The following is a 20,798-nucleotide window of genomic DNA, read 5'->3' as shown; positions in this document are numbered from 1 at the left end:
TCCAGCGCGTGCCGGCCCGGCCTGGCACGCGCCGGCCCATCATTCCGGCGCGAACACCTTGCGCATCTTCTCGGCGACCTTGCTCTGGATCGCCGGCGCGAAAGCGCCATACAGGAATCCCAGCCTGATTTCCATCTGCGCCTGCTTGTCCAGCAGCGTCAGCGTGCCTTCCACGCCGCTTTTTCCGAAACGCAGCACGTCGCCCTGCCATTGGCAGGAAAGGTCCAGTTCGCGCGCCAGTTTGTCGGCCACTTGCTGGGCGGCGGCACGCGCCGCGTCGGGAGCGAGGTTATGGGGTTGGATGATGTTGATCATGCTTGGGTCGGCAAAAAAAGGCGCCATCATGCCATAACGGCAGCCTTTCCAGCAGGCGGCTACAGCAAACGGAAGGCGGCGATCGCCACCGCCGTCGGGAGCAGCGCGGCCAGCAGCAGGTGCAGCGCCGATACCGTCTCCAGCGCGAAGTGTCCTTTCAGGATCGACATGCCGGCCGGGTTCGGCGCATTGGCGATCACGGTGAGGCCGCCGCCCGCCACCGCGCCCGTCACCAGCGCATACTTGAATTCGTCGCTCAAGCCTTCCACCAGCGAGCCCAGGTAAGTCAGCGCGGCATTGTCGGTGACCGCTGTCAGCGCCGTCGCGCCATAGAACACGGCATCGCTGCTCATGCTCATCAGCACCGGCTGCAGCCACCACTGCTGCTGTCCGCCCAGCACTACCAGGCCGGCCAGGAAGAATGCCACCAGCAAGCCCTCGCGCAGGATCAGCCGGTCCTGGAAGCGCTCGTAGGCATGCGCCACGCCCAGGAAGAACAGGAACAGGCCCATGAACACGGCCGGATGGTGCGCGAACAGCACCACGCCGGCCAGGAATGCCAGGTGCGCCAGCACGAGGGGCAGCGGTACCGCGGTGTCCTTCCCGGCCGTGGCGCCGGGGCGCAGCGCGGCCAGTTCGCGGGCGAACAGCGCCGTGACGCCGGCCGCGTTGACGATCACCGCCAGCGCCGCCTTCCAGCCGATGTGCGACAGCATGAACGGCAGGTCCCAGCCCCACTTGGCGGCCACCATCAGCACCGGCGGCGCGGCATACGGGGTCAGCGTACCGCCGATCGACACGTTGACGAACAGGACGCCCAGCGTGGCGTACTTCAGCCGTTCCGAGATGCCGCTGGCGAAGATGCGCTCGGAGAGGATGAGCGCGGCCAGCGTCATCGCGGCCGGTTCCGTGATGAACGAGCCCAGCAGCGGCACGCCGGCCAGCACGAGGAAATACGTCACCATGCCGTCCGGCAGCGGTATGGCGCGGGCCAGCAGGGCCACGGCCGATTTCATCGTCTGCAGGATCGGCCGCGTGGCGGCGATCACCATGATCACGAACACGAACATGGGCTCGGTGAAGTTGCGGCTGTCGACGTAGGCCACCGCGTCGCCCGTACCGCCCGTGATGGCGATGAACGCCACCAGCACCATGGCCCAGAAGCCGAACACCACCTCGACCTCGCCCAGCAGGTGCCAGATGCCGGCGTGCGCGGGATAGCGCTGCGCCAGGCGCTCGAACACCTGGGCGGAAAAGGTATGCAGGATGGCGACGGCAAACAATACCGCGCCGGCACTCTCGATGATGCTGGGCGTCATGCGCAACTCCGGGCTGTGAAGACAGGAATTGTAAGTCAGCAATAGTGAAAGGGCACGTATCAATGCTGGCGCGTGCGAAGTTTGACGCGAATCAAACTTCCGTCTTTGGCGCGGGATGACCATCGTTCCTCGGGGTGCGGAATTGCCAAGTGCCCTGCAACGCACCGCGCATCGATACCGAGGAGATAGCCATGGACCAGAAAGTGATCGTGCCGGGACTGGAAGCCGTGCTGGCGACCCGCCCTGAATTGCCCGTTGGATTCGTGCCGACCCCGTCCGCACCCTACCGCACCCACCGCAAGGTGGCCAAGCTGACCGAGCAGCCGGGTTACCCGCGGCTGAGGACGGCACCCGGCGTGCCGCTGCCGGTACCGGCGACCTCGGCCGGCGCACGCGTGCTGATGTGGAAGCAGGACCCTTCCGTCAGCGACGTGGGCACCCGCAAGGCTTTCCTGCACGGCGTGATCCTGGAGGGTCCGCGCGATGCCCGCATTACGTCCGGCCAGCCCGGCATCGCGCCGGTCAGCCCGAACGCGTTCGGCGATTTCATCGTGCCGCCGGACACCGAACAGTTCGATGCCGTGCACACCTTCACGGTGGTGCGCCAGACGCTGACGATGTACCAGCGCGTGCTGGCCGCGGACGACAGCGGCGCCCTGCTGCCGTGGGCCTGGAACAGCGGCAACAACACGGCGCCGCTGCAGGTGTTCCCGCACGGCTTGCCGGATGTGATGAACGCCTACTACAGCCGCACCGAACGGGCCCTGAAATTCGGCCATTTCATTCCCAGCGGCGCACCGGAGCGCATGTTTACCTGCCGCTCGTTCGACATTGTGGCCCATGAAACGGGCCACGCCGTGCTCGACGGGCTGAAGCCGAAGTGGATCCTGTCCTCCGCGCCGCCGCAAACGGGCGGCCTGCACGAATCGTTCGGCGACCTGACCGCGATCTTCCTGGCGCTGTCGCAGATGGACCAGGTGGAAGCCGTCATCGCGCAGACCAAGGCCGACCTGCACGACAAGACCTTCCTGGCCGACATGGCCGAACAGTTCGGCCTGGCGCTGGGCCGCAGCAATGGCTTGCGCAACGCCGACAACGACCTGACGCTGGCGGAAGCGGGCAACCAGGTGCACGCGATCTCCCAGGTGTTCACCGGGGCCGTCTACGATATCCTGGCCGACATTTTTTCGTACGAACGCCAGCCGGGGCTGGAAGACGACGCCGCCGTGCTGCACCGGGTAGGCGGCTACCTGTGCAGCCTGACGCTGCGCGCGCTGGTGGCCGCGCCGGACGCGGGCGCCACCTATGCGGACGTGGCGAACCACATGCTGCGCCTGGCCGAGGCGGACGGCAAGCCGGTCGAGTACCGCAACTTCATCCGCAACCGCTTCACGCTGCGCGAAGTGGTCGTGTCCGACACGCCGCTGTCGGACGACGTGCCGCCCCATGCGACACTGGCGGCCGCGATCGTCGACCAGCCTCAGGCGATGCAGGACCGCCGCGCCTGCTGCGGTACCATGAACAATGCGCAGTATTTCGACCTGGAAGACGTGCTGGAAGCGGAGCGGCAGGCGCTGGCGCGCTGGTGCCAGGGGTATGCCGCGCGGCACCAGCACAAGGATGCCGCCGCGGCAGCCGCCGGTAGCGGCGAGCGGGCCGTGAACAAATAGCCTGCTTGCCGGTCGATTGCGCCGATCGCCGGTCGTTGGCGGCTGGACACCGGCGCTGCCCCCCGCGGCGGATCGGCCGGTTCTGTTCGGTTCGGCCAGCGGCCGGTTCGTACTGCCGGTTCGTACTTCAACGGCTGGTTCGTACTTCTACGGCCGGTTCGTACTTCAACGGCTGGTCCGTACTTTACATGTTCACCGGAGAACCTCATGAAAATCAGCGCTACCAGCAGCGGCGGCTTCGCCGGCATCACCCGCCAGCATGAAGTCGATACGGCCACCAGTCCTGCGGGCCAGGCACTGGAAGCCGAGCTGGCTTCCCGCGCTTTCTTCGCCAACCCGCGCGGCGCGGCCGAGGAACCGGTCGGCGCCGACATTCCCCGCTGGACCATCACGGTCGATGCGAACGGCCAGCGCCACAGCGTGAGTTTCGCCGAGGATGGCAACCCGGCGAACGCGCGCTGGCGCGAATTACTGGACCGTATCCTGGCGGCCTGACGCCTTTTTCACGGCGGCATCCACGCGGCTGGCAACCCGCTGGCGCCGCGCACCGGCAACGGCGCGCGGCGCATTTGCTTATATGTATTGTGTCTAAGCCTGAATTGTGAGAAAGGGAGAATTGCCCTAAAATACAGTGCTTTGCTGAAGTTGGGATTGTGTTATCGACCGCTTCGCACCAACATTGATAGGACTGCTATGACCCACGTTGTCACCGAATCTTGCATCGCCTGCCGGTATACGGACTGCGTCGATGTTTGCCCGGTAGATTGTTTCCGCGAAGGCCCGAATTTCCTGGCAATTGACCCCGACGAATGCATCGACTGCGCCGTGTGCGTGGCGGAATGCCCGGTCAACGCCATTTTCGCGGAAGAAGATGTGCCGTCCGACCAGCAGCAATACATCAAGCTCAATGCGGACCTGTCCCGCAACTGGCCTTCGATCACGAAGACCAAGGCAGCCCTGCCGGAAGCCGAGCAGTTCAAGGACGTCAAGGAAAAACTCCACCTGCTGGCCCGCTAACGGCAGTTTCCCGGCAGTCGCGCCGCGCGCCCACGCCCGCGCTTATTGGCTATGTAATCGGCTTTGTCATTGACTCTGTAATCGGCTCTTTCATTGTCATGCGCGCCTGCCGCCATTGAATACACAGGATAGAAATCGTCATGAATATCGTCAGCACCCCTCCAGGTGGCTTCCATGAAACGGATGCCGTCATCATCGGCGCCGGTCCCGTCGGCCTGTTCCAGGTCTTCGAACTGGGCCTGCTGGAAATCAAGGCCCACGTGATCGACTCGCTGGCCGCCGTCGGTGGCCAGTGCGTGGAACTGTATCCGGACAAGCCGATCTACGATATTCCCGCGATTCCTTCCTGCACCGGCCAGGAATTGACCGATGGCTTGCTCAAGCAGATCGAGCCGTTCGGCGCCACCTTCCACCTGGGCCAGGAAGTCACCGTCGTGCACAAGCGCGAAGATGGCCGCTTCGACGTCGAGACCAGCCTGGGCACCAAGTTCATCACCAAGACCATTTTCATCGCCGCCGGCGTCGGTTCGTTCCAGCCGCGCACGATGAAGACCGAAGGCCTCGAAGCGTTCGAAGGTTCGCAGGTGTTCTACCGCGTCAAGGATCCTTCGCAATTCGAAGGCAAGAACCTGGTCATCTGCGGCGGCGGCGACTCCGCGCTGGACTGGGCACTGAATTTCGTCGGCAAGGCCGAGTCCGTGGTGCTGCTGCACCGCCGCGAAGACTTCCGCGCCGCGCCCGCTTCCGTGGCAAAGATGAAGCAGCTGTGCGAAGACTATGAAATGCAGCTGATCATCGGCCAGGTGTCCGGCATCGAGCAAAAGGAGGGCAAGCTGTCCGAACTGCGCGTCACGGGCGCCGACGGCGTGACCCGCCGCGTACCGCTGGACATGCTGCTGGTGTTCTACGGCCTGTCGCCAAAGCTGGGCCCGATCGCCGAGTGGGGCCTGGACATCGAGCGCAAGCAGTTGAAGGTGACTTCCACGGAGAAATTCGAAACGAACGTGCCGGGCATTTTCGCCGTGGGCGACATCAACACGTATCCGGGCAAGAAGAAGCTGATCCTGTCGGGCTTCCACGAAGCCGCGCTGGCCGCCTTTGGCGCCGCGCCGTATATCTTCCCGGACAAGAAAATCCACATGCAGTACACCACGACGTCGCCAAAACTCCACAAGGTGCTGGGTGTCGAATCGCCAGTCTTCGACTGATCTAGGGGTGCAACCATGAGTCTGACCAAGTGTTCAGACCTGTCCTACAAAAAAGCAGCGGAAACGCTGCTTTTTTTGTTTCAGCGGCACTATTATCGTAGGAACTACGGGCATCTTTGCCTGATTTGTTGCTTTTGTACACCTTTCTCGCGACACCTTGAAAATGCTTTACGTTAATAAGAAACGGCCTATAATGGGCTTATGATTTCCGCGCTGCATCTTATTTCAGCAGCGCATTATGACCCGGGAACACCTATGCTTTACCAACTCCATGAGATGCAACGGACCTTCCTGAACCCGCTGATGCAGTGGGCCGAAGCGTCCTCGAAACTGTTCAGCAACCCGGTGTCGCCACTGGCGCACACGCCGTTCGCGCAGCGTATCGCTGCCGGCTATGAACTGCTGTACCGCCTGGGCAAGGATTACGAAAAGCCGCCATTCGGCATCGATACCACCACCGTCGACGGCAAGCCTGTCTCGATCATCGAGCACGCCGCCGTCACCAAGCCATTCTGCCGCCTGCTGCACTTCCGCAAGGATACGCGGGAGGCACTGAAGCAGCCGACCGTTCTGCTGGTCGCGCCGCTGTCCGGCCACCATTCCACGCTGCTGCGCGATACCGTGCGCGGCCTGCTGCCGGAACACGATGTATTCATCACCGACTGGACCGATGCGCGCATGGTGCCGCTGAGCGAAGGCCCGTTCCACCTCGACGACTACATCTACTACGTGCAGGACTTCATCCGCCACCTGGGGCCGGACGTGCACGTGATTTCCGTGTGCCAGCCGACGGTGCCGGTGCTGGCCGCGATCTCGCTGATGGCGTCCAACAACGATCCGAAGCTGCCGAAGACGATGACGATGATGGGCGGCCCGATCGACCCGCGCAAGTCGCCGACCGCCGTCAACAACCTGGCCACCGAGAAGCCGTTCTCGTGGTTCGAGAACACGGTGATCTATCCGGTGCCGCCGAACTATCCGGGCTTCGGCCGCAAGGTCTACCCGGGCTTCCTGCAGCATGCCGGCTTCATCGCGATGAATCCGGGCCGCCATGCGCAATCGCACCGCGAGTTCTACATGCAGCTGGTGCGCGGCGACGATGAATCGGCGGAAAGCCACCGCAAGTTCTACGACGAATACAACGCCGTGCTCGACATGCCGGCCGAGTACTACCTCGACACCATCAAGACCGTGTTCCAGGAACACCGCCTGCCGAACGGCACGTGGGAAGTGGGTGGCCAGCTGGTGCGCCCGCAGGACATCAAGAACGTGGCGCTGCTGACCGTCGAAGGCGAGCTGGACGACATTTCCGGCGCCGGCCAGACGCAGGCCGCGCACGAACTGTGCAGCGGCATCCCGGCCGGCATGCAGGAAGACTTCGTGGTGCCGCAGGCCGGCCACTACGGCATCTTCTCCGGCCGCCGCTGGCGCGAACTGGTGTGCCCGAAGATCACGTCGTTCATCCGGCAGCACGCCTGATCCGTCTCCTCGAAGACTGGCCGCCCTACGGGGCGGCTTTTTTTTGTTCCGCTTCCCGCGCACGCTGGCGCTCGCCATGGTGACAGGCACGATTTCCGGGAAAAGTTTCACGAAAAACGGTGACAGTCACCAATGCCGTTAATGTAATTCCACCCAAGGGCAAATTCCGGGGTCAGACCCGCCGGGGTGAAGCAGGGGTTTCGCGAAGCATGCTTCGCGCCTGCGGAACGGTGCTGGCATGCAGGCCAGCACCCCCTCCTGACCCCAGCCCTTCGCTGTTGGGGTGAATGCATGCGCCTTCAATATGCCAAAGGACGCTTGACTTAACGGCACTGGCACTGCCACGGTTTTTTTTGCTTGCGTCCCTAATCCCTTACGTCAGTCGCCTGCCACGCCCACCTCGCCGATCCTGCGCCAGTAGTCCTTCTCCACCTGGCCGAAATCGACCGTCTTCGCCGCGTCGTTGAAGGCCCGCTGCTGCACCAGCCCCGCCTGCGTGCGCTTGAAGCACACATGCACCGGCCGCTCCCTGAACAGGCGCTCGTTGAGGGCGATGCGGCCCCGCTCCGCCGCCGGGAAGCGCGTGGTCAGCAGGTGGCGCAGCACGCGCCGCTCGATCAGGATCGCTGGATAGCGCCGTGCCAGCAGCTTGCGCAGGTTGGTCTCGTCGTTGACGCCCTCTTCCACGTCGAGCAGGCCCTGGCGGACCAGCGCATCGAACTGGTCGCCATTGGCGAACCCGCCCACGGTGCCGATGCGGATGCCGCGCAGGTCGGGCAACTGGACGGCGCGCACGGGCTTGTCCTTCAGGTAGGCCAGCACCGTCAGGGTATTGCCGACCGGGCTGGAGAAATGGCACAGCCTTTCCCGTTCCGGCGTGCGCCAGACGGCAAGGAAGCCGGCATAGCGGCTGTCGTTCAAGCCCAGGTCCATCGCGCGCTTCCACGGGAAATAATCGATCCGGGCCGTGTAGCCGAGGCGGTCGAGGGTGGCGCGCAGGATCGCGCCGGACAGGCCGTCGTCAGGCAAGGCATCGCTGACGAATGGCGGCCATTCCTCGGCGGCGAAGCGGATGGTCTGGGGCGTTTGCGCCGCGGCCGAAGTGAACACGGCGGCAGCCGCGCCGCCGAGCACGCAATGCAGCATGCGGGCCGGCGTGGCGGACCGTGCAGAGGCCAGCACGGCGGCCAGCATCCGGGCCGCGGTGTGAGCCAGCGCTCGGCGCACGCTCATGCGCGGATCGTTTTCATGACGGGCGGTGTTGCTTGTTCCATGTTCGCATGCTCCCACAAGGCGGCGGCAAAGCCAAGCGGAGCCTGCGCGCACGTGCCGGCCCGCTGCACGAGGGCGCGCGAATGAAGGATAATGCGTCTTTGCTGTTGTTAGCGCATCCTGGCTGCCATCGTGACCCAACCGACTTCCCTTGCCGACCGTATCGAAGACGTCTTGCCGCAGACGCAGTGCACGAAATGCGGCTATGCCGGCTGCCGGCCGTACGCGGAAGCGATCGCGGCGGGCGAGGCGCGCATCAACCAGTGCCCGCCGGGCGGCGCCGAAGGCATCGTGCGGCTGTCGGCCGTTACCGGGCTTCCCGTCATTCCCCTCAATCTCGAGAACGGGCTGGAACGGCCGCGTGCCGTCGCCTTCATCGACGAAGCCCTGTGCATCGGCTGCACGCTGTGCATCCAGGCATGCCCGGTCGACGCGATCATGGGCGCGGCCAAGCAGATGCACACGATCATTCCCGAACTGTGCACGGGTTGCGACCTGTGCGTGAAGCCGTGCCCGGTAGACTGCATCGTGATGTACCCGGTGACCGAGGCCACGGGCTGGGATGCCTGGTCGCAGTCCGCCGCCGACGCCGCGCGCGACCGCCACGATTTCCGCATCGCCCGCCTGAAGCGCGAGCGCGAGGAAAACGATGCGCGGCTGGCTGCCAAGGCCCAGGCCAAGATGGCGGCGGTCGACAACCTGGCCCCTGAAAATGCCGCCGAACTGGCCGAGAAAGAGCGCAAGCGGGCCATCATCGCCGCCGCGATGGAACGCGCCCGCCTGAAGGCCGAAGCGGCCAAGGCCGCAGCGGCGCAGGAAAACAAACCGGAACAATGAACGCAGCCAAACGCCACGAAATCTTTCGCCGCCTGCGCGAAGCCAACCCCCACCCCACCACCGAGCTCGAATACACGACCCCGTTCGAACTGCTGATCGCCGTGCTGCTGTCGGCGCAGGCGACGGACGTGGGCGTCAACAAGGCCACGCGCAAGCTGTACCCGGTGGCGAACACGCCGCAGGCGATCCTCGACCTGGGCCTCGACGGACTGGTGCCGTACATCCAGACCATCGGCCTGTTCAACACCAAGGCCAAGAACGTGATGGCCACCTGCAAGATCCTCGTCGAGCAGCATGGCGGCGAGGTGCCGCGCGACCGCGAGGCGCTGGAGGCGCTGCCCGGCGTGGGCCGCAAGACCGCCAACGTGGTGCTGAACACCGCGTTCGGCGAACCGACGATCGCGGTCGACACGCACATCTTCCGGGTAGCGAACCGCACCAATCTCGCGCCGGGCAAGACAGTGGACATCGTCGAGCAGAAGCTGCTGAAGTTCGTGCCGAAGGAATTCCTGCAGGATGCCCACCACTGGCTGATCCTGCATGGCCGCTACACGTGCGTGGCGCGCAAGCCGCAGTGCTGGAATTGCATGATCGTGGACCTGTGCGAGTACAAGCCGAAGACGGCGGCGCCGGCGGTAGTTTGATTTTGAGGGGGCTGGCGGAGCGCCGTACCGCCCCGTCAGTCGTTGGCAGTGGAGCACTGGGGTCTGTCCCCGACAGTCGTTGCCTTGAACGCAACCGCGAGCGTTGATCAAGGGGACTGACCCCGGTTTTTGCCAGCGTTGCGATGACGCCGGCAAACACCGGGGTCAGTCCCCTCGATAGAAGCCGCGTACAAAGCTTGCGGCCAACGACTGGCGGGGACAGACCCCAGCGACTCGACCGTCAGCGACTGGCGGGGCGGTACGGCAGCCCCTGCCCCCCCTGCAGCCAACACTGACCCAGCGCCAACGCCTACAGCAGCACCAGATTATCCCGATGAATCAGCTCGCGACCTTCGAGGAAGCCGAGGATGCTCTCGATCTCCGCCGATGGCTTGCGCAGGATGCGCCGTGCTTCGCCGCTCGTGTAGTTGGTGATGCCGCGGGCGATGGGAACACCCTTTTCGCTGATGCAGGTGATGACGGCGCCGCGCCCGAATTCGCCGCGCACTTCCAGCACGCCGATCGGCAGCAGCGACTTGCCTTCGCGTGACAGCTTCTCGACGGCGCCGGCATCGATGACGACCTGGCCCAGCGTGTGCAGGTGATCGGCCATCCACTGCTTGCGCGCCGTGAGGTGGCCGGTCTGCGCCTGCAGTTCGGTGCCGATCGCTTCGCCGGAAGCCAGGCGCGTCAGCACGCCCTCTTCGCGGCCGAAGGCGATCACCGTGTGCGCGCCGGACTTGGCGGCGCGCTTCGCGGCGAGGATCTTGGTCAGCATGCCGCCACGGCCCAGGCTCGACCCGGCACCGCCGGCCATCGCTTCCAGCTGCGCATCGCCGGCGATGCCGTTGGTGATCAGGAAGGCTGCCGGGTCCTTGCGCGGGTCCGCCGAGAACAGGCCGCGCTGGTCGGTCAGGATGATCAGCACATCGGCCTCGATCAGGTTGGCGACCAGCGCGCCCAGCGTGTCGTTGTCGCCGAACTTGATCTCGTCGGTGACGACCGTGTCGTTCTCGTTGATGATCGGCACCACGCCCAGCGACAGCAGGGTGGTCAGCGTGGAGCGCGCGTTCAGGTAGCGTTCGCGGTCGGCCAGGTCGGCATGCGTCAGCAGCACCTGCGCGGTGCCGATGCCATGCGCGCGGAAGCTCGTTTCATAGATTTGCGCGAGGCCCATCTGGCCCACGGCGGCGCAGGCCTGCAATTCGTGGACGTCGGTGGGGCGGTGCTCGAAGCCCAGGCGCAGCATGCCTTCGGCGATCGCGCCGGAGCTGACCAGCACGACCTGCTTGCCCAGCGCGCGCAGCGCGGAAATCTGCGCGGCCCAACGGGCGATGGCGGCCTGGTCGAGGCCACGGCCATCGTTGGTGACGAGCGACGAACCGACCTTGACGATGATGCGGCCGGCTTTCTGGACGACGGATTGTGTGGTGCGCGAATTCATTGGGCGGCAAATCTCTTGTTGGAAGTGGACTGCATGTCGCCGGGCCGGTCGCCCCGCTTTGCCGCTGACGCCGCGCGCTTCGCGGATCGCGAACCGTGCAGGTAACAGGTAAAGAGAATTTTAACCGGTAACGTCCTTCTTTACCGAAGGAGATAAGGAAAAGGCCCGTTAAACGGGCCTCTTGTTCATCTCGCCGACAATTTAGTCGAGAACCTTGAAGCGGGGATCGTCCGGATCGATCGAGGAGATGCCGCGTGCTTCTTCCGTCATCTGGGTTTCCTCGGCACGCTGCTCGCCGTGGCGCTTCTGTTCCAGGTACTGGTAGATCGCCGTCACGAGTTCCTGCGTGCCTTCGCGCGACAGTGCCGAGATCTCGAACACGGGGCCCTTGAAGCCGAACTTCTTGACGAAGTCCTTCACGCGCTTGGCGCGCTCCGCTTCCGGCACCACGTCGAGCTTGTTCAGCACCAGCCAGCGCGGCTTGTCGACCAGCGCCTCGTCGTATTTTTCCAGCTCCTTGACGAGCGCCTTGGCTTCCTTCACCGGATCCACGGTCGCCTCGAACGGCGCCAGGTCGACGATGTGCAGGAGCAGGCCCGTGCGCGACAGGTGGCGCAGGAACTGGTGGCCAAGGCCGGCGCCTTCGGCGGCGCCTTCGATCAGGCCGGGAATGTCGGCGATCACGAACGATTTTTCATGCGACACACGCACCACGCCCAGGTTCGGGTGCAGCGTGGTGAACGGGTAGTCGGCGATCTTCGGGCGCGCGTTCGACACGGCCGTGATGAAGGTCGACTTGCCGGCGTTCGGCATGCCCAGCAGGCCCACGTCCGCCAGCACCTTCAGTTCCAGGCGCAGGTCGCGGCGTTCGCCTTCCTTGCCTTCCGTCTTCTGGCGCGGTGCGCGGTTGGTCGACGTCTTGAAGTGGATATTGCCCCAGCCGCCCTCGCCGCCCTTGGCGAGCAGTTCGACCTGGCCGTGTTCGGTCATGTCGGCGAGGATCTCGCCGGTCACGTTGTCGATGATCAGCGTGCCGACGGGCATGCGCAGCATGATGTCGTCCGCGCCCTTGCCATAGCAGTCGGAGCCGCGGCCCGCTTCGCCGTTCGACGCGCGGTGCATCTTGGAATAGCGGTAGTCGACGAGCGTGTTGATGTTACGGTCGGCCACGGCCCAGATGGAACCGCCCTTGCCGCCGTCGCCGCCATCGGGACCGCCGAACGGACGGAATTTCTCGCGCCGGAAAGAGGCGCAGCCGTTGCCGCCGTCGCCAGCGATGACTTCGATACGTGCTTCGTCGATGAACTTCATGATTACCGCCTTGACTAAGCGCCCGGAAACAGGCGCCTGGAAATAAAAAAGGCTCCACCGATGGCAGAGCCTTTCGATAACAAAGGCTTGCGCCTTACATCACCGTTTGGGCTGGATTACTGAGCAGCCGGAACGACGGTGACGAACTTGTTGCTGCCAGCGCCCTTGGTCACGAACTTGACCACGCCGTCGACCAGTGCGAACAGGGTGTGGTCCTTGCCGGTGCCCACGCCTTCGCCGGCGCGCACTGGGGTACCACGCTGGCGGATGATGATGCCGCCGGCGTTGATCGTTTGACCGCCGTAAACCTTAACGCCCAGGCGCTTTGATTCGGAATCGCGGCCGTTGCGGGTAGTACCGCCACCTTTTTTGTGTGCCATTTATTGCTCCTTGATTGACTAATTCAGATAACAGCGATTAGCCGTTGATCGAAACGATTTGGATTTCGGTGTAGTTCTGGCGATGGCCCTGGTGCTTCTGGTAGTGCTTACGACGGCGCATCTTGAAGATCTTGACCTTGTCGTGACGACCTTGGGAAACCACTTTCACCAGAACCGTTGCACCTTCAACCAGTGGAGCACCAAACTTGATGCTGTCGCCCGCGCCAACGGCGAGGACTTGATCGATGGTGAGTTCGGAACCAATGTCAGCAGGTATCTGTTCTACTTTGAGTTTTTCGCCAGCGACAACTTTGTATTGCTTGCCACCGGTTTTTATGACCGCGTACATGATTTGAAACCTCACAAATGTTAAGAAAATTCCCTCCCTCGACGACCCGCGGCGGTACTGCAAACAGCTGGGCGGAGGCCAGAGAACCAACGATTATACATGCAAGGCAAATTGACGTCAAAAACTTATTCACAAAGCCCCGTGCTCGTGGTATGTCGGCAACGGCAAGCGTGCATGTCGTATAATCGCGGCACTTCAAACCCGACCGCAGCAGGCTCGCCTTGTCCACCCAACCCACCAGCCAGAACCACATCATCAGCACCATCGCGGCCGACATGGATGCCGTCAACGGCGTGATCCGCCAGCGACTGCATTCCGAGGTGGCACTGGTCAACCAGATCGCTGAATACATCATCAGCGCCGGCGGCAAGCGGATCCGCCCGGTACTGGTGCTGCTGGTGGCGAACGCCTATCAGTATGAAGGCGCCGCGCACCACGAGCTGGCGGCGGTGGTCGAATTCATCCACACTGCCACGCTGCTGCACGACGACGTGGTCGATGAATCGTCGCTGCGCCGCGGCCGCGCCACGGCCAATGCGCTGTTCGGCAATGCCGCCTCGGTGCTGGTGGGCGACTTCCTGTATTCGCGTTCGTTCCAGATGATGGTTTCGCTCGACAATATGCGCGTGATGCGGATCCTGTCGGATGCCACCAACGTGATCGCCGAGGGCGAAGTGCTGCAGCTGCTGAACATGCACGACCCGGATGTCAGCGAAGAGAGCTACCTGAAGGTGATCCGCTCGAAGACGGCCAAGCTGTTCGAGGCGGCCGCCGAACTGGGCGCGCTGGTGGCCGGCGCGAGCGACGCGCAGATCGCCGCCGCCGGCGAATACGGCCGCTCGCTGGGCACCGCGTTCCAGCTGATCGATGACGTGCTCGATTACGCCGGCGACGCCAGCGAGATCGGCAAGAACGTCGGCGACGACCTGCGCGAAGGCAAGCCGACACTGCCGCTGATCTACCTGATGGAACATGGCAGCGAGGAACAGCGCCAGCTGGTGCGCTCCTGCATCGAAACGGGCGACGAACAGCATTTCGATGCCGTGCTGGCCGCCATCACCAGCAGCGGCGCGCTCGACTATACGCGCCGCGCCGCCGAAGTGCAGGCCGACCGCGCCACCGCGGCGCTGGCCTCCATGCCGGAAAGCCGCTACAAGGATTCGCTGCTGCAGCTGGCCCGTTTCGCCGTCGAACGCACGCACTGAACGCCGCTCCGGCCGGGGCTGGCCACGCAAGATGGTGATCGTTTCCACCCGGCCCCAAATTTACCCCCGAATGTGCCCGAAATAAGCCGCTGCCCCCTGCACGCATTGGCTGGAACACAACTATAATCGGCGTTCCACAAGGGAATCCATTCATGAAAAAGAACTCCGCAAACGGCGAGACCCCCACCGCAGAACCGCGGCTCTACCGCGTCGTTGCCGATCGCGTCCAGCAGATGATCCAGGACGACAAGATCGCTCCCGGCGCACGGCTGCCCGCCGAACGCGACCTGGCCGCCCGACTGTCCGTCAGCCGCGCCTCGCTGCGGGAAGCGCTGATCGCGCTGGAACTGGGTGGCGTCGTTGAAGTGCGCGGAGGTTCCGGCGTCTACGTCTGCGAGCAGCCGCTGCCGGCGGACGTGCCGGAAACCGGCCCGGGCCCGTTCGAGGTGCTGGCCGCGCGCCGCATGATCGAATCCGAGATCGCCGCCATCGCCGCCAAGGCCGCCACCGGCGCCGCCGTCGACGCGATCCTGAAGGCCGTCGAACAGATGGAACGGCACCACGAAGACCGCGCCAGCAACGAACTGGCCGACCGCAACTTCCACCTGGCCATCGCCCGCGCCACCGGCAACACGGCCCTCGTCGGCGTGGTCGAATACCTGTGGAACAACCGCGGCTCGCTGTGGCACAAGCTGAAGGAACACTACCAGACCGAGGAACTGCGGCTGCAAACGCTGCCCGACCACCGGAAAATCCTCGAAGCCATCGCCGCGCACGACCCCGCCGGCGCCCGCCACGCCATGCGCTCGCACCTCGAGCGCGTCACGCGCACCTTCTCGCGCGGCTGACCGCCCTCCACCAATCAGCTCCGCCTCCTGCCGAGCCCGTGTCAGGGGGGCAGGCACCATGACACGGGCTCGGCCATGGCTCGCGCTGCTCACGCCCTATGTGCAATCGGAAAGCAAGCGTAAATCTTGCTGAGTTCGTGTCAGGGGGTCAGGCACCATGACACGGGCTCGGCTGCAACTCTCTACCGTCATCGTGGTCGCCCACCTTGCTTAACTGGCCAGACCAATCTAGAATGGCCTGACCAAAAAGCCACGCCAACCCTGACGGAGACAAGGTGAAGAACTCGACCAAACTGCTGGCCGCCCTGGCCTGCTGCACGCTGCTGGGCACCGCCCATGCCGAAGGCCCCTTCCGCAACACGGACAACAAGAACCTGAAGGACGTGTCCGAAGGCACGTACCCGGTACCGTACAAGATGCCGGTGGTGGCCGAGATCACCGAACAGCTGAACCGCATCCGCGCCTACATGGATCACGCCACGCCGACCCGCGTGGTCAACAAGAAGACCGGCGCGCCGATCACCGATTTCAAGACACCGGTGGCGGATGCCGCCTTCGCCGAGGCGGCCGGCGACTACGGCATCATGGTCTATGAGATGGGCGTGGTGCACGCCGGCCTGCTGCGCGCGGCCGAAGCCACGGGCGACAAGAACTTCACCGCGATGACGAAGCGCCACTTCGACTTCTTCGGCCAGACGCTGCCCTACTTCCGCGCCCAGGAAGCCAAGTTCCACCTGGAGCGCCAGAACAGCTTCGCGCGCTTCATCGATCCGCGCTCGCTGGACGACACCGGCTCCATGTGCGCCGCGCTGATGCGGGCGAAGGCCGCGAAGATCGGCCCGGACCTGAAGTGGATGATCGACAGCTGCAACGACTGGGTGGCCAACAAGCAGTTCCGCCTGGCCGACGGCACCATGGCGCGCAAGCGCCCGCAAGCCGTCTCGCTGTGGGGCGACGACATGTACATGAGTATTCCCGCGCTGGCCGAGGCAGGCCGCATGACGGGTGAGCGCAAGTACTTCGACCTGGCCGTGGCCAATGTGCTGGGCATGTCCGAGCGCCTGTACAACCCGCAGCTGAACATCTTCACGCACGGCTGGCACGAGCACGTGCCGAACTCGCCGCGCTTCTACTGGGCGCGCGCGAACGGCTGGGCGGTACTGGCGATGAGCGACCTGCTCGACGTGCTGCCGAAGGACCATCCCGGCTACGACAAGGTGCTGAACCAGCTGCGCGGCGCCATCAAGGGCATCTCCGAACTGCAGTCCGGCACCGGCCTGTGGCACCAGATGATCGACCGCAACGACTCCTACCTGGAAACGTCCGCGTCGGCCATGTTCACCTACGTGATCGCCCACGCCATCAACCAGGGCTGGATCAGCCCCACCACGTACGGCTCGATCGCGCAGGCCGGCTGGGTGGGCCTGACGACGAAGATCAACGACAAGGGCCAGGTCGAAGGCACCTGCGTGGGCACCACGCTGGCATCGGACCAGGTGTACTACTACAACCGCCCGACCAGCGTGCACGCGCTGCACGGCTACGGCCCGGTGCTGCTGGCCGGCGCGGAGATGATCAAGCTGCTGAAGAACCCGAACGTGAGCGTCGAGTACAAGCTGCGCACCTACCATTACCAGCCGAAGGATGGCGGCAAGACCGACTACCGCGAACACCAGTAAAGGACGACGATGACTTCCCGCTATACCCCCAAACTGGCGGCCCTGTCCGCGCTGCTGCTGGCAGCCGGCCTGGCCAATGCGGCGGCACTGCGCGTGACGCTGTCGCATGACCTGGACAGTGCCCGCCCATCCGAAACGGTGACGGTGCCGTGGAAAGAGGTGAACGCCGCCCTGCCCGGCGCGCTGATCCAGCGCATCGTGGTGAAGGATGCGGCCGGGAAGGCGGTGCCGTTCCAGGTGACGAACGTGGCCCCGCAGGCCAAGGATCCGCACAACGTGGGCGCCGCCTACGGTGAACTGATCTTCCAGCACAGCTTCAAGGCCGGCGAGAAGAGCGCCACGTACACGGTGGAGAAGTCCGACGCGATCGCGCCGGTATTCCCGCAGCAGACGACGGCGCGCTATATCCAGGAACGGCTCGACGACTTCGGCTGGGAAAACGACAAGCTGGCGCACCGCACCTACGGCCCCGCGCTGATGGCGCCGGCGGCGCCGGGCACCGTGAAGGAAGTGCTGCAGACGTCAGGCCTGGACCTGTGGTTCAAGCGCGTGCCGTATCCGGTCGTCGACCGCTGGTACAACAAGGGCCATGACCATTACCACAAGGACGAAGGCGAAGGCATGGACTTCTACAACGTCGGCAAGTCGCGCGGTGCCGGCGGCACCGGCGTGTGGGATGGCAAGGCGCTGCACGTCTCGGCCAACTACGCGGGCTGGAAGGTGCTGGCCAACGGCCCGATCCGCTCGATCTTCGAACTGCGCTACGACAGCTGGGACGCGGCCGGCACGCCCGTCACCGAAGTGAAGCGCTTCACGGTCGACGCGGGCCACCAGCTGGACCGCATCGACAGCACGTTCGAGTTCAAGGGCCCGGCCACGCTGACGGTGGCCGTGGGCCTGAACAAGGCGCCCACCGACAAGGGCGAGAACGGCGTGGTCGACGTGAAGCGGGACAAGTCCACCGGCACGCTGCTGCAGTGGATCGAGCAGCGCAGCAAGGGCGCGTTCGGTACCGCCGTGATCCTGCCTTCGGCGCAGGACTTCACCGACGATGCCCTGAACAACCTCGTATTCGCGCAAGTGAAATCGGGCGAACCGCTGCGCTACTACGCGGGCGGCGCATGGAGCGGCGCGAAGGAAATCACCACGGCCGCGCAATGGCAAGCCTACGTGGCCGACTTCGCGAAGCGCGCCGCGAATCCCGTCAAGGTCGGCCTGCAAACGCAGCCTTAAGCAGGGGCACGTTACAGCGATTCGGGCCGGCATTCATGCCGGCCTTTTCTTTTTCCGGTCTCTTACAAGACCTCGTGCACGACCGCCGGCGGCCGGCACAGCCGCACGCCCTTGTCCGTCACCACGAACGGCCGGTTGATCAGCGCCGGATGCGCGCTCATCGCGTCGAGCAGCTGGTCATCCGTCAGCGTTGGATCGGCGAGGTTCAGCTGTTCGTACACGTCTCCCTTGTCGCGCATGGCGCCGCGTGGCGTAAGGCCCGCGCGGACGATGAGGTCCGCCAGCTCGGCGCGCGTGGGCGGGTTCTTCAGGTAGTCGATGATCACAGGCTCGATGCCCGCCTCGCGGATCAGCGCCAGCGCGCCACGCGAATTGCTGCACGCGTTGTTGTGGTAGATGGTGATGGCCATGGAAATTTCCGAGTCATGTTGGCGAGGCCGGATCATAACGGAGCCTGCCGGGTAAGTGGCCAACTGCGCAAGGAAGCCAACCGCATAGAGGAGCCCGTTGGCGTAACCGAGCCAACAGCACAAAGGCCCGCTGGCGTGGCGGCAGGGTAAATTACTGCAGAGGTGGTTGCCAGGCGCGCTGAAATCTGGTCTAATAATGCCTCACCAGTCGGGGTGTAGCTTAGCCCGGTAGAGCGCTACGTTCGGGACGTAGAGGCCGGAGGTTCGAATCCTCTCACCCCGACCAAGAATTTTTCTGAAAACAGCAGACCTTTGGTCTGCTGTTTTGCTTTGTGCGGTCGTGATCGTAGGTCTAAGGTTTTCCGCAGACATGGCATCACCCCTGTGCCAATAACTTGAGGCGCCAACCCGATTAATTAGGAGTACAGCGGCAGGTTAATAACATGCACAAACCGAAAGCATCAGGCTAGCACTCCCACAGCCTCCAATAACGCTATCGATTTATCGTCCGTAGAGGCCTCGAGCCTCGATCCCGTGGTGGTCGCTGTCGCAAAGCGACGCACGTTCTCCAAGGCAGAGAGACTGCGCACTCTTGCCGCTGCGAACGTCTGCACGGTCCATGGGCAAATCAGCGCCTTGCTCCGGCAGGAAGGCATTTACTCGTCTCACTTGGTGACGCGGCGCAAATAGCTTCAATTAGGCGCCGAGATCGGTTCCCTGGAGGGCAGGCTCGAACCGAAAGCCGACACGGCTGCGGCTCACACGGCATACTGCTGAAAAGTGGCGTGCTTCGCCGCTTACTGCCAAGCGCCTAAAATACGTCTAGATCGGTGAGCACTGGGAGGAACGCGGCGGCGCCATTAGCATTGTACTCACCACGTAATGCAGCACAGACTAAGTGGCAGATCTCATTCAGGGTCGCATTTTTATGAAGTTTCAAACGATAGTCAGCGTGGCCAAAGGTCGGGCTGTTGTTGTAGCCGGGCAGGGTAAAATCGCCTTGAGGCAGACTCAGGCAAGGTATTCCGTAATTGTCGCGCCTGATGCCATTGGCATTCTGCCAGAATGCCGTGACCTCGACCGCTAGGTCTACGTTCGGCTCTTGAGTGATGCAATACAACTGGTGCAGACGCTGGTACAAGCCGCTGGCATTGGCTTGGGCCAGCAGGGTCTCTTGCACGATCAAGCGCGCATTTACTCCTCCACTGCCCACGTTCTGTGCGTTGAGCATAAACCGGATAGTGTCCCCTTCCACCTGTACACCGGCCTTGGCGATGACTTCTCTTGCTGCAGCGCCACCGGAGCTTGCGCACCATAGGAAATCGGCTTTCCAGGTAGAGCGTGAGAAGCCGGGGTCGATTTGCAGAGTGATGTCGTCATGTAGCGCAAAGTCGGCCATTTCCTGCTTTACGAGTTCGCAAAGATAAGCCGCGCACAGCTTGGACCAGATCGGATTCAGCCGGCGATAGACGTTTCGCTGTCCCGTCACGGCATGCAGGGGAGTCAACGGACTCAAGCTTTCGTTCCAGAATTGACTCAGCTGATCCAGTAGCTGGCACAAACGTGCATATTCATCGATCGGCGCTTGCAGTGCGGGCTGGTAGGGAACAACATGAGCGATACCTTCCGCCAGCGCTCCAAAATGCGACACAGTCAGATTTTCGATCAAGTTGAAGTGTGGTGGCGGCGGGACTAGCGACAGAAGCACGAGCCTCGGGATGAATGCGGTTTCTCGATTGTGACTCACCATCAAAGCAAGATAGCGTTTGACTTGTTCCAGCGCGGGATACGACTTAATCTTCACCTCGACGGCGAAAATGACTACTTCACGATAGCCACCATTTTCGCGCGGCACGCGAACTACGATGGCCAAGTCGAGATCTTTCCATTCGCGGTAGACGAATACTGGATGGAGCGCATATTCCACCTGGCGTTCTGCCAGCCACGCAGCGTCAAGGCCAACCCATGCCGCAAATTCCTGTACACGTGCCCATGAACTTACGCCCGCGTGTTCGTTAGCCATGTCGGGCAATGGATCACTTAAGGCTGTTTGAAGGAAGTTCGAATGAAACAGCTCGTTAGAGGAAAGACTGAGCCGGAACATCCAGTTGTTCCACAAGTTTTTCAGAATATCTTCAATCATCTATGTCTTCCTTGCAACAATGCGCGTCAAGATAG

General features: G+C 63.5%; 20 protein-coding genes and 1 tRNA gene. 12 read left to right on the top strand and 9 right to left on the bottom strand.

Going from position 1 to position 20,798, the window contains the following annotated elements; all coding sequences use genetic code 11:
* Nucleotides 1–39 precede the first annotated feature (39 nt).
* Both OU994_RS07500 and OU994_RS07495 read right to left on the bottom strand, forming a co-directional pair.
* The gene (locus OU994_RS07500; RefSeq protein ID WP_131147477.1) at nt 40–315 is read right to left on the bottom strand and encodes a polyhydroxyalkanoic acid system family protein; all 276 of its coding nucleotides are present in this window, start codon (nt 313–315) and stop codon (nt 40–42) included.
* 59 nt (nt 316–374) lie between these two features.
* Nucleotides 375–1,634, bottom strand: coding sequence for a putative Na+/H+ antiporter (locus OU994_RS07495; RefSeq protein ID WP_281610235.1), 1,260 nt, complete (start codon nt 1,632–1,634; stop codon nt 375–377).
* A 191-nt stretch (nt 1,635–1,825) separates the two neighbouring features.
* Between OU994_RS07495 and OU994_RS07490 the strand changes: the two genes are divergently transcribed.
* The 5 genes from OU994_RS07490 (at nt 1,826) to OU994_RS07470 (ending at nt 7,008) form a co-directional block, all read left to right on the top strand.
* On the top strand, nt 1,826–3,304 hold the full coding sequence (locus OU994_RS07490; RefSeq protein ID WP_281610234.1) for a hypothetical protein: 1,479 nt from the start codon (nt 1,826–1,828) through the stop codon (nt 3,302–3,304).
* A 207-nt stretch (nt 3,305–3,511) separates the two neighbouring features.
* Nucleotides 3,512–3,799, top strand: a complete 288-nt coding sequence (locus OU994_RS07485) for a protealysin inhibitor emfourin (protein WP_281610233.1) — start codon at nt 3,512–3,514, stop codon at nt 3,797–3,799.
* A gap of 198 nt (nt 3,800–3,997) precedes the next feature.
* The gene (fdxA, locus tag OU994_RS07480; RefSeq protein ID WP_131147480.1) at nt 3,998–4,321 is read left to right on the top strand and encodes a ferredoxin FdxA; all 324 of its coding nucleotides are present in this window, start codon (nt 3,998–4,000) and stop codon (nt 4,319–4,321) included.
* 140 nt (nt 4,322–4,461) lie between these two features.
* Nucleotides 4,462–5,529 carry an NAD(P)/FAD-dependent oxidoreductase gene (locus OU994_RS07475; RefSeq protein WP_281610232.1) on the top strand — a complete coding sequence of 356 codons (1,068 nt, stop codon included), beginning with the start codon at nt 4,462–4,464 and terminating at the stop codon, nt 5,527–5,529.
* 255 nt (nt 5,530–5,784) lie between these two features.
* On the top strand, nt 5,785–7,008 hold the full coding sequence (locus tag OU994_RS07470; protein WP_131147482.1) for a polyhydroxyalkanoate depolymerase: 1,224 nt from the start codon (nt 5,785–5,787) through the stop codon (nt 7,006–7,008).
* Nucleotides 7,009–7,386: 378 nt separating this feature from the next.
* On the opposite strand, the gene OU994_RS07465 is transcribed toward OU994_RS07470, so the two are convergent.
* A complete protein-coding gene (locus tag OU994_RS07465) occupies nt 7,387–8,241 on the bottom strand; it encodes an ABC transporter substrate-binding protein (RefSeq protein WP_281610231.1) in 855 nt (284 codons plus the stop codon).
* A gap of 171 nt (nt 8,242–8,412) precedes the next feature.
* On the opposite strand from OU994_RS07465, the gene rsxB reads away from it, so the two are divergent.
* Together rsxB and nth are read left to right on the top strand one after the other, a co-directional pair.
* Nucleotides 8,413–9,117, top strand: a complete 705-nt coding sequence (gene rsxB / locus OU994_RS07460) for an electron transport complex subunit RsxB (RefSeq protein ID WP_281610230.1) — start codon at nt 8,413–8,415, stop codon at nt 9,115–9,117.
* Nucleotides 9,114–9,761 (top strand): endonuclease III, encoded by a 648-nt coding sequence (gene nth / locus OU994_RS07455; RefSeq protein ID WP_281610229.1) that lies wholly within the window; start codon nt 9,114–9,116, stop codon nt 9,759–9,761. Before rsxB ends, nth begins: the two co-directional genes overlap by 4 nt.
* Nucleotides 9,762–10,071: 310 nt before the next feature.
* Here nth and proB read toward each other — a convergent pair whose 3' ends face one another.
* From proB to rplU, 4 genes are all read right to left on the bottom strand, one after another.
* Nucleotides 10,072–11,205 (bottom strand): glutamate 5-kinase, encoded by a 1,134-nt coding sequence (gene proB / locus OU994_RS07450; protein ID WP_131147485.1) that lies wholly within the window; start codon nt 11,203–11,205, stop codon nt 10,072–10,074.
* 201 nt (nt 11,206–11,406) lie between these two features.
* Entirely contained in the window at nt 11,407–12,516 is a 1,110-nt protein-coding gene (gene obgE, locus OU994_RS07445; protein WP_131147486.1) for a GTPase ObgE, read from the bottom strand.
* Nucleotides 12,517–12,632: 116 nt separating this feature from the next.
* Complete coding sequence (rpmA, locus tag OU994_RS07440; RefSeq protein ID WP_130185981.1) at nt 12,633–12,896, bottom strand: 50S ribosomal protein L27; 264 nt, start codon at nt 12,894–12,896, stop codon at nt 12,633–12,635.
* A gap of 37 nt (nt 12,897–12,933) precedes the next feature.
* Nucleotides 12,934–13,245 (bottom strand): 50S ribosomal protein L21, encoded by a 312-nt coding sequence (rplU, locus tag OU994_RS07435; protein ID WP_130185982.1) that lies wholly within the window; start codon nt 13,243–13,245, stop codon nt 12,934–12,936.
* A 221-nt stretch (nt 13,246–13,466) separates the two neighbouring features.
* Here rplU and ispB point away from each other — a divergent pair, with 221 nt between their 5' ends.
* From ispB to OU994_RS07415, 4 genes are all read left to right on the top strand, one after another.
* Nucleotides 13,467–14,450 (top strand): octaprenyl diphosphate synthase, encoded by a 984-nt coding sequence (gene ispB, locus OU994_RS07430; RefSeq protein WP_281610228.1) that lies wholly within the window; start codon nt 13,467–13,469, stop codon nt 14,448–14,450.
* Nucleotides 14,451–14,602: 152 nt separating this feature from the next.
* Nucleotides 14,603–15,298, top strand: coding sequence for a FadR/GntR family transcriptional regulator (locus OU994_RS07425; RefSeq protein ID WP_131147488.1), 696 nt, complete (start codon nt 14,603–14,605; stop codon nt 15,296–15,298).
* Between the two features lie 275 nt (nt 15,299–15,573).
* Complete coding sequence (locus OU994_RS07420; RefSeq protein WP_131147489.1) at nt 15,574–16,977, top strand: glycoside hydrolase family 105 protein; 1,404 nt, start codon at nt 15,574–15,576, stop codon at nt 16,975–16,977.
* A 9-nt stretch (nt 16,978–16,986) separates the two neighbouring features.
* Nucleotides 16,987–18,210: a DUF4861 family protein gene (locus OU994_RS07415; RefSeq protein ID WP_281610227.1), complete on the top strand. Its 1,224-nt coding sequence runs from the start codon at nt 16,987–16,989 to the stop codon at nt 18,208–18,210.
* A 62-nt stretch (nt 18,211–18,272) separates the two neighbouring features.
* Here the strand turns inward: OU994_RS07415 and arsC are convergent, their stop codons facing one another.
* Entirely contained in the window at nt 18,273–18,620 is a 348-nt protein-coding gene (gene arsC, locus OU994_RS07410) for an arsenate reductase (glutaredoxin) (protein WP_307731810.1), read from the bottom strand.
* A 209-nt stretch (nt 18,621–18,829) separates the two neighbouring features.
* Between arsC and OU994_RS07405 the strand changes: the two genes are divergently transcribed.
* Nucleotides 18,830–18,906: transfer RNA gene (locus OU994_RS07405), tRNA-Pro, on the top strand.
* Nucleotides 18,907–19,431: 525 nt separating this feature from the next.
* On the opposite strand, the gene OU994_RS07400 is transcribed toward OU994_RS07405, so the two are convergent.
* A complete protein-coding gene (locus OU994_RS07400; RefSeq protein WP_281610226.1) occupies nt 19,432–20,763 on the bottom strand; it encodes a hypothetical protein in 1,332 nt (443 codons plus the stop codon).
* Nucleotides 20,764–20,798 lie beyond the last annotated feature (35 nt).

The organism is Pseudoduganella sp. SL102 (assembly GCF_027856995.1).
Taxonomy (GTDB): domain Bacteria; phylum Pseudomonadota; class Gammaproteobacteria; order Burkholderiales; family Burkholderiaceae_D; genus Rugamonas; species Rugamonas albidiflava.
The sequence above is the reverse complement of the archived record's forward strand: the minus strand, read 5'-3'. Positions and strand labels throughout refer to the sequence as shown.

What these genes read in the sequence shown, in the direction of transcription:
- OU994_RS07500 (WP_131147477.1), bottom strand. Translation starts at nt 315, where the DNA reads ATGATCAACATCATCCAACCCCATAACCTCGCTCCCGACGCGGCGCGT.
- OU994_RS07495 (WP_281610235.1), bottom strand. Translation starts at nt 1,634, where the DNA reads ATGACGCCCAGCATCATCGAGAGTGCCGGCGCGGTATTGTTTGCCGTC.
- OU994_RS07490 (WP_281610234.1), top strand. Translation starts at nt 1,826, where the DNA reads ATGGACCAGAAAGTGATCGTGCCGGGACTGGAAGCCGTGCTGGCGACC.
- OU994_RS07485 (WP_281610233.1), top strand. Translation starts at nt 3,512, where the DNA reads ATGAAAATCAGCGCTACCAGCAGCGGCGGCTTCGCCGGCATCACCCGC.
- fdxA (WP_131147480.1), top strand. Translation starts at nt 3,998, where the DNA reads ATGACCCACGTTGTCACCGAATCTTGCATCGCCTGCCGGTATACGGAC.
- OU994_RS07475 (WP_281610232.1), top strand. Translation starts at nt 4,462, where the DNA reads ATGAATATCGTCAGCACCCCTCCAGGTGGCTTCCATGAAACGGATGCC.
- OU994_RS07470 (WP_131147482.1), top strand. Translation starts at nt 5,785, where the DNA reads ATGCTTTACCAACTCCATGAGATGCAACGGACCTTCCTGAACCCGCTG.
- OU994_RS07465 (WP_281610231.1), bottom strand. Translation starts at nt 8,241, where the DNA reads ATGAGCGTGCGCCGAGCGCTGGCTCACACCGCGGCCCGGATGCTGGCC.
- nth (WP_281610229.1), top strand. Translation starts at nt 9,114, where the DNA reads ATGAACGCAGCCAAACGCCACGAAATCTTTCGCCGCCTGCGCGAAGCC.
- proB (WP_131147485.1), bottom strand. Translation starts at nt 11,205, where the DNA reads ATGAATTCGCGCACCACACAATCCGTCGTCCAGAAAGCCGGCCGCATC.
- obgE (WP_131147486.1), bottom strand. Translation starts at nt 12,516, where the DNA reads ATGAAGTTCATCGACGAAGCACGTATCGAAGTCATCGCTGGCGACGGC.
- rpmA (WP_130185981.1), bottom strand. Translation starts at nt 12,896, where the DNA reads ATGGCACACAAAAAAGGTGGCGGTACTACCCGCAACGGCCGCGATTCC.
- rplU (WP_130185982.1), bottom strand. Translation starts at nt 13,245, where the DNA reads ATGTACGCGGTCATAAAAACCGGTGGCAAGCAATACAAAGTTGTCGCT.
- OU994_RS07425 (WP_131147488.1), top strand. Translation starts at nt 14,603, where the DNA reads ATGAAAAAGAACTCCGCAAACGGCGAGACCCCCACCGCAGAACCGCGG.
- OU994_RS07415 (WP_281610227.1), top strand. Translation starts at nt 16,987, where the DNA reads ATGACTTCCCGCTATACCCCCAAACTGGCGGCCCTGTCCGCGCTGCTG.
- arsC (WP_307731810.1), bottom strand. Translation starts at nt 18,620, where the DNA reads ATGGCCATCACCATCTACCACAACAACGCGTGCAGCAATTCGCGTGGC.
- OU994_RS07400 (WP_281610226.1), bottom strand. Translation starts at nt 20,763, where the DNA reads ATGATTGAAGATATTCTGAAAAACTTGTGGAACAACTGGATGTTCCGG.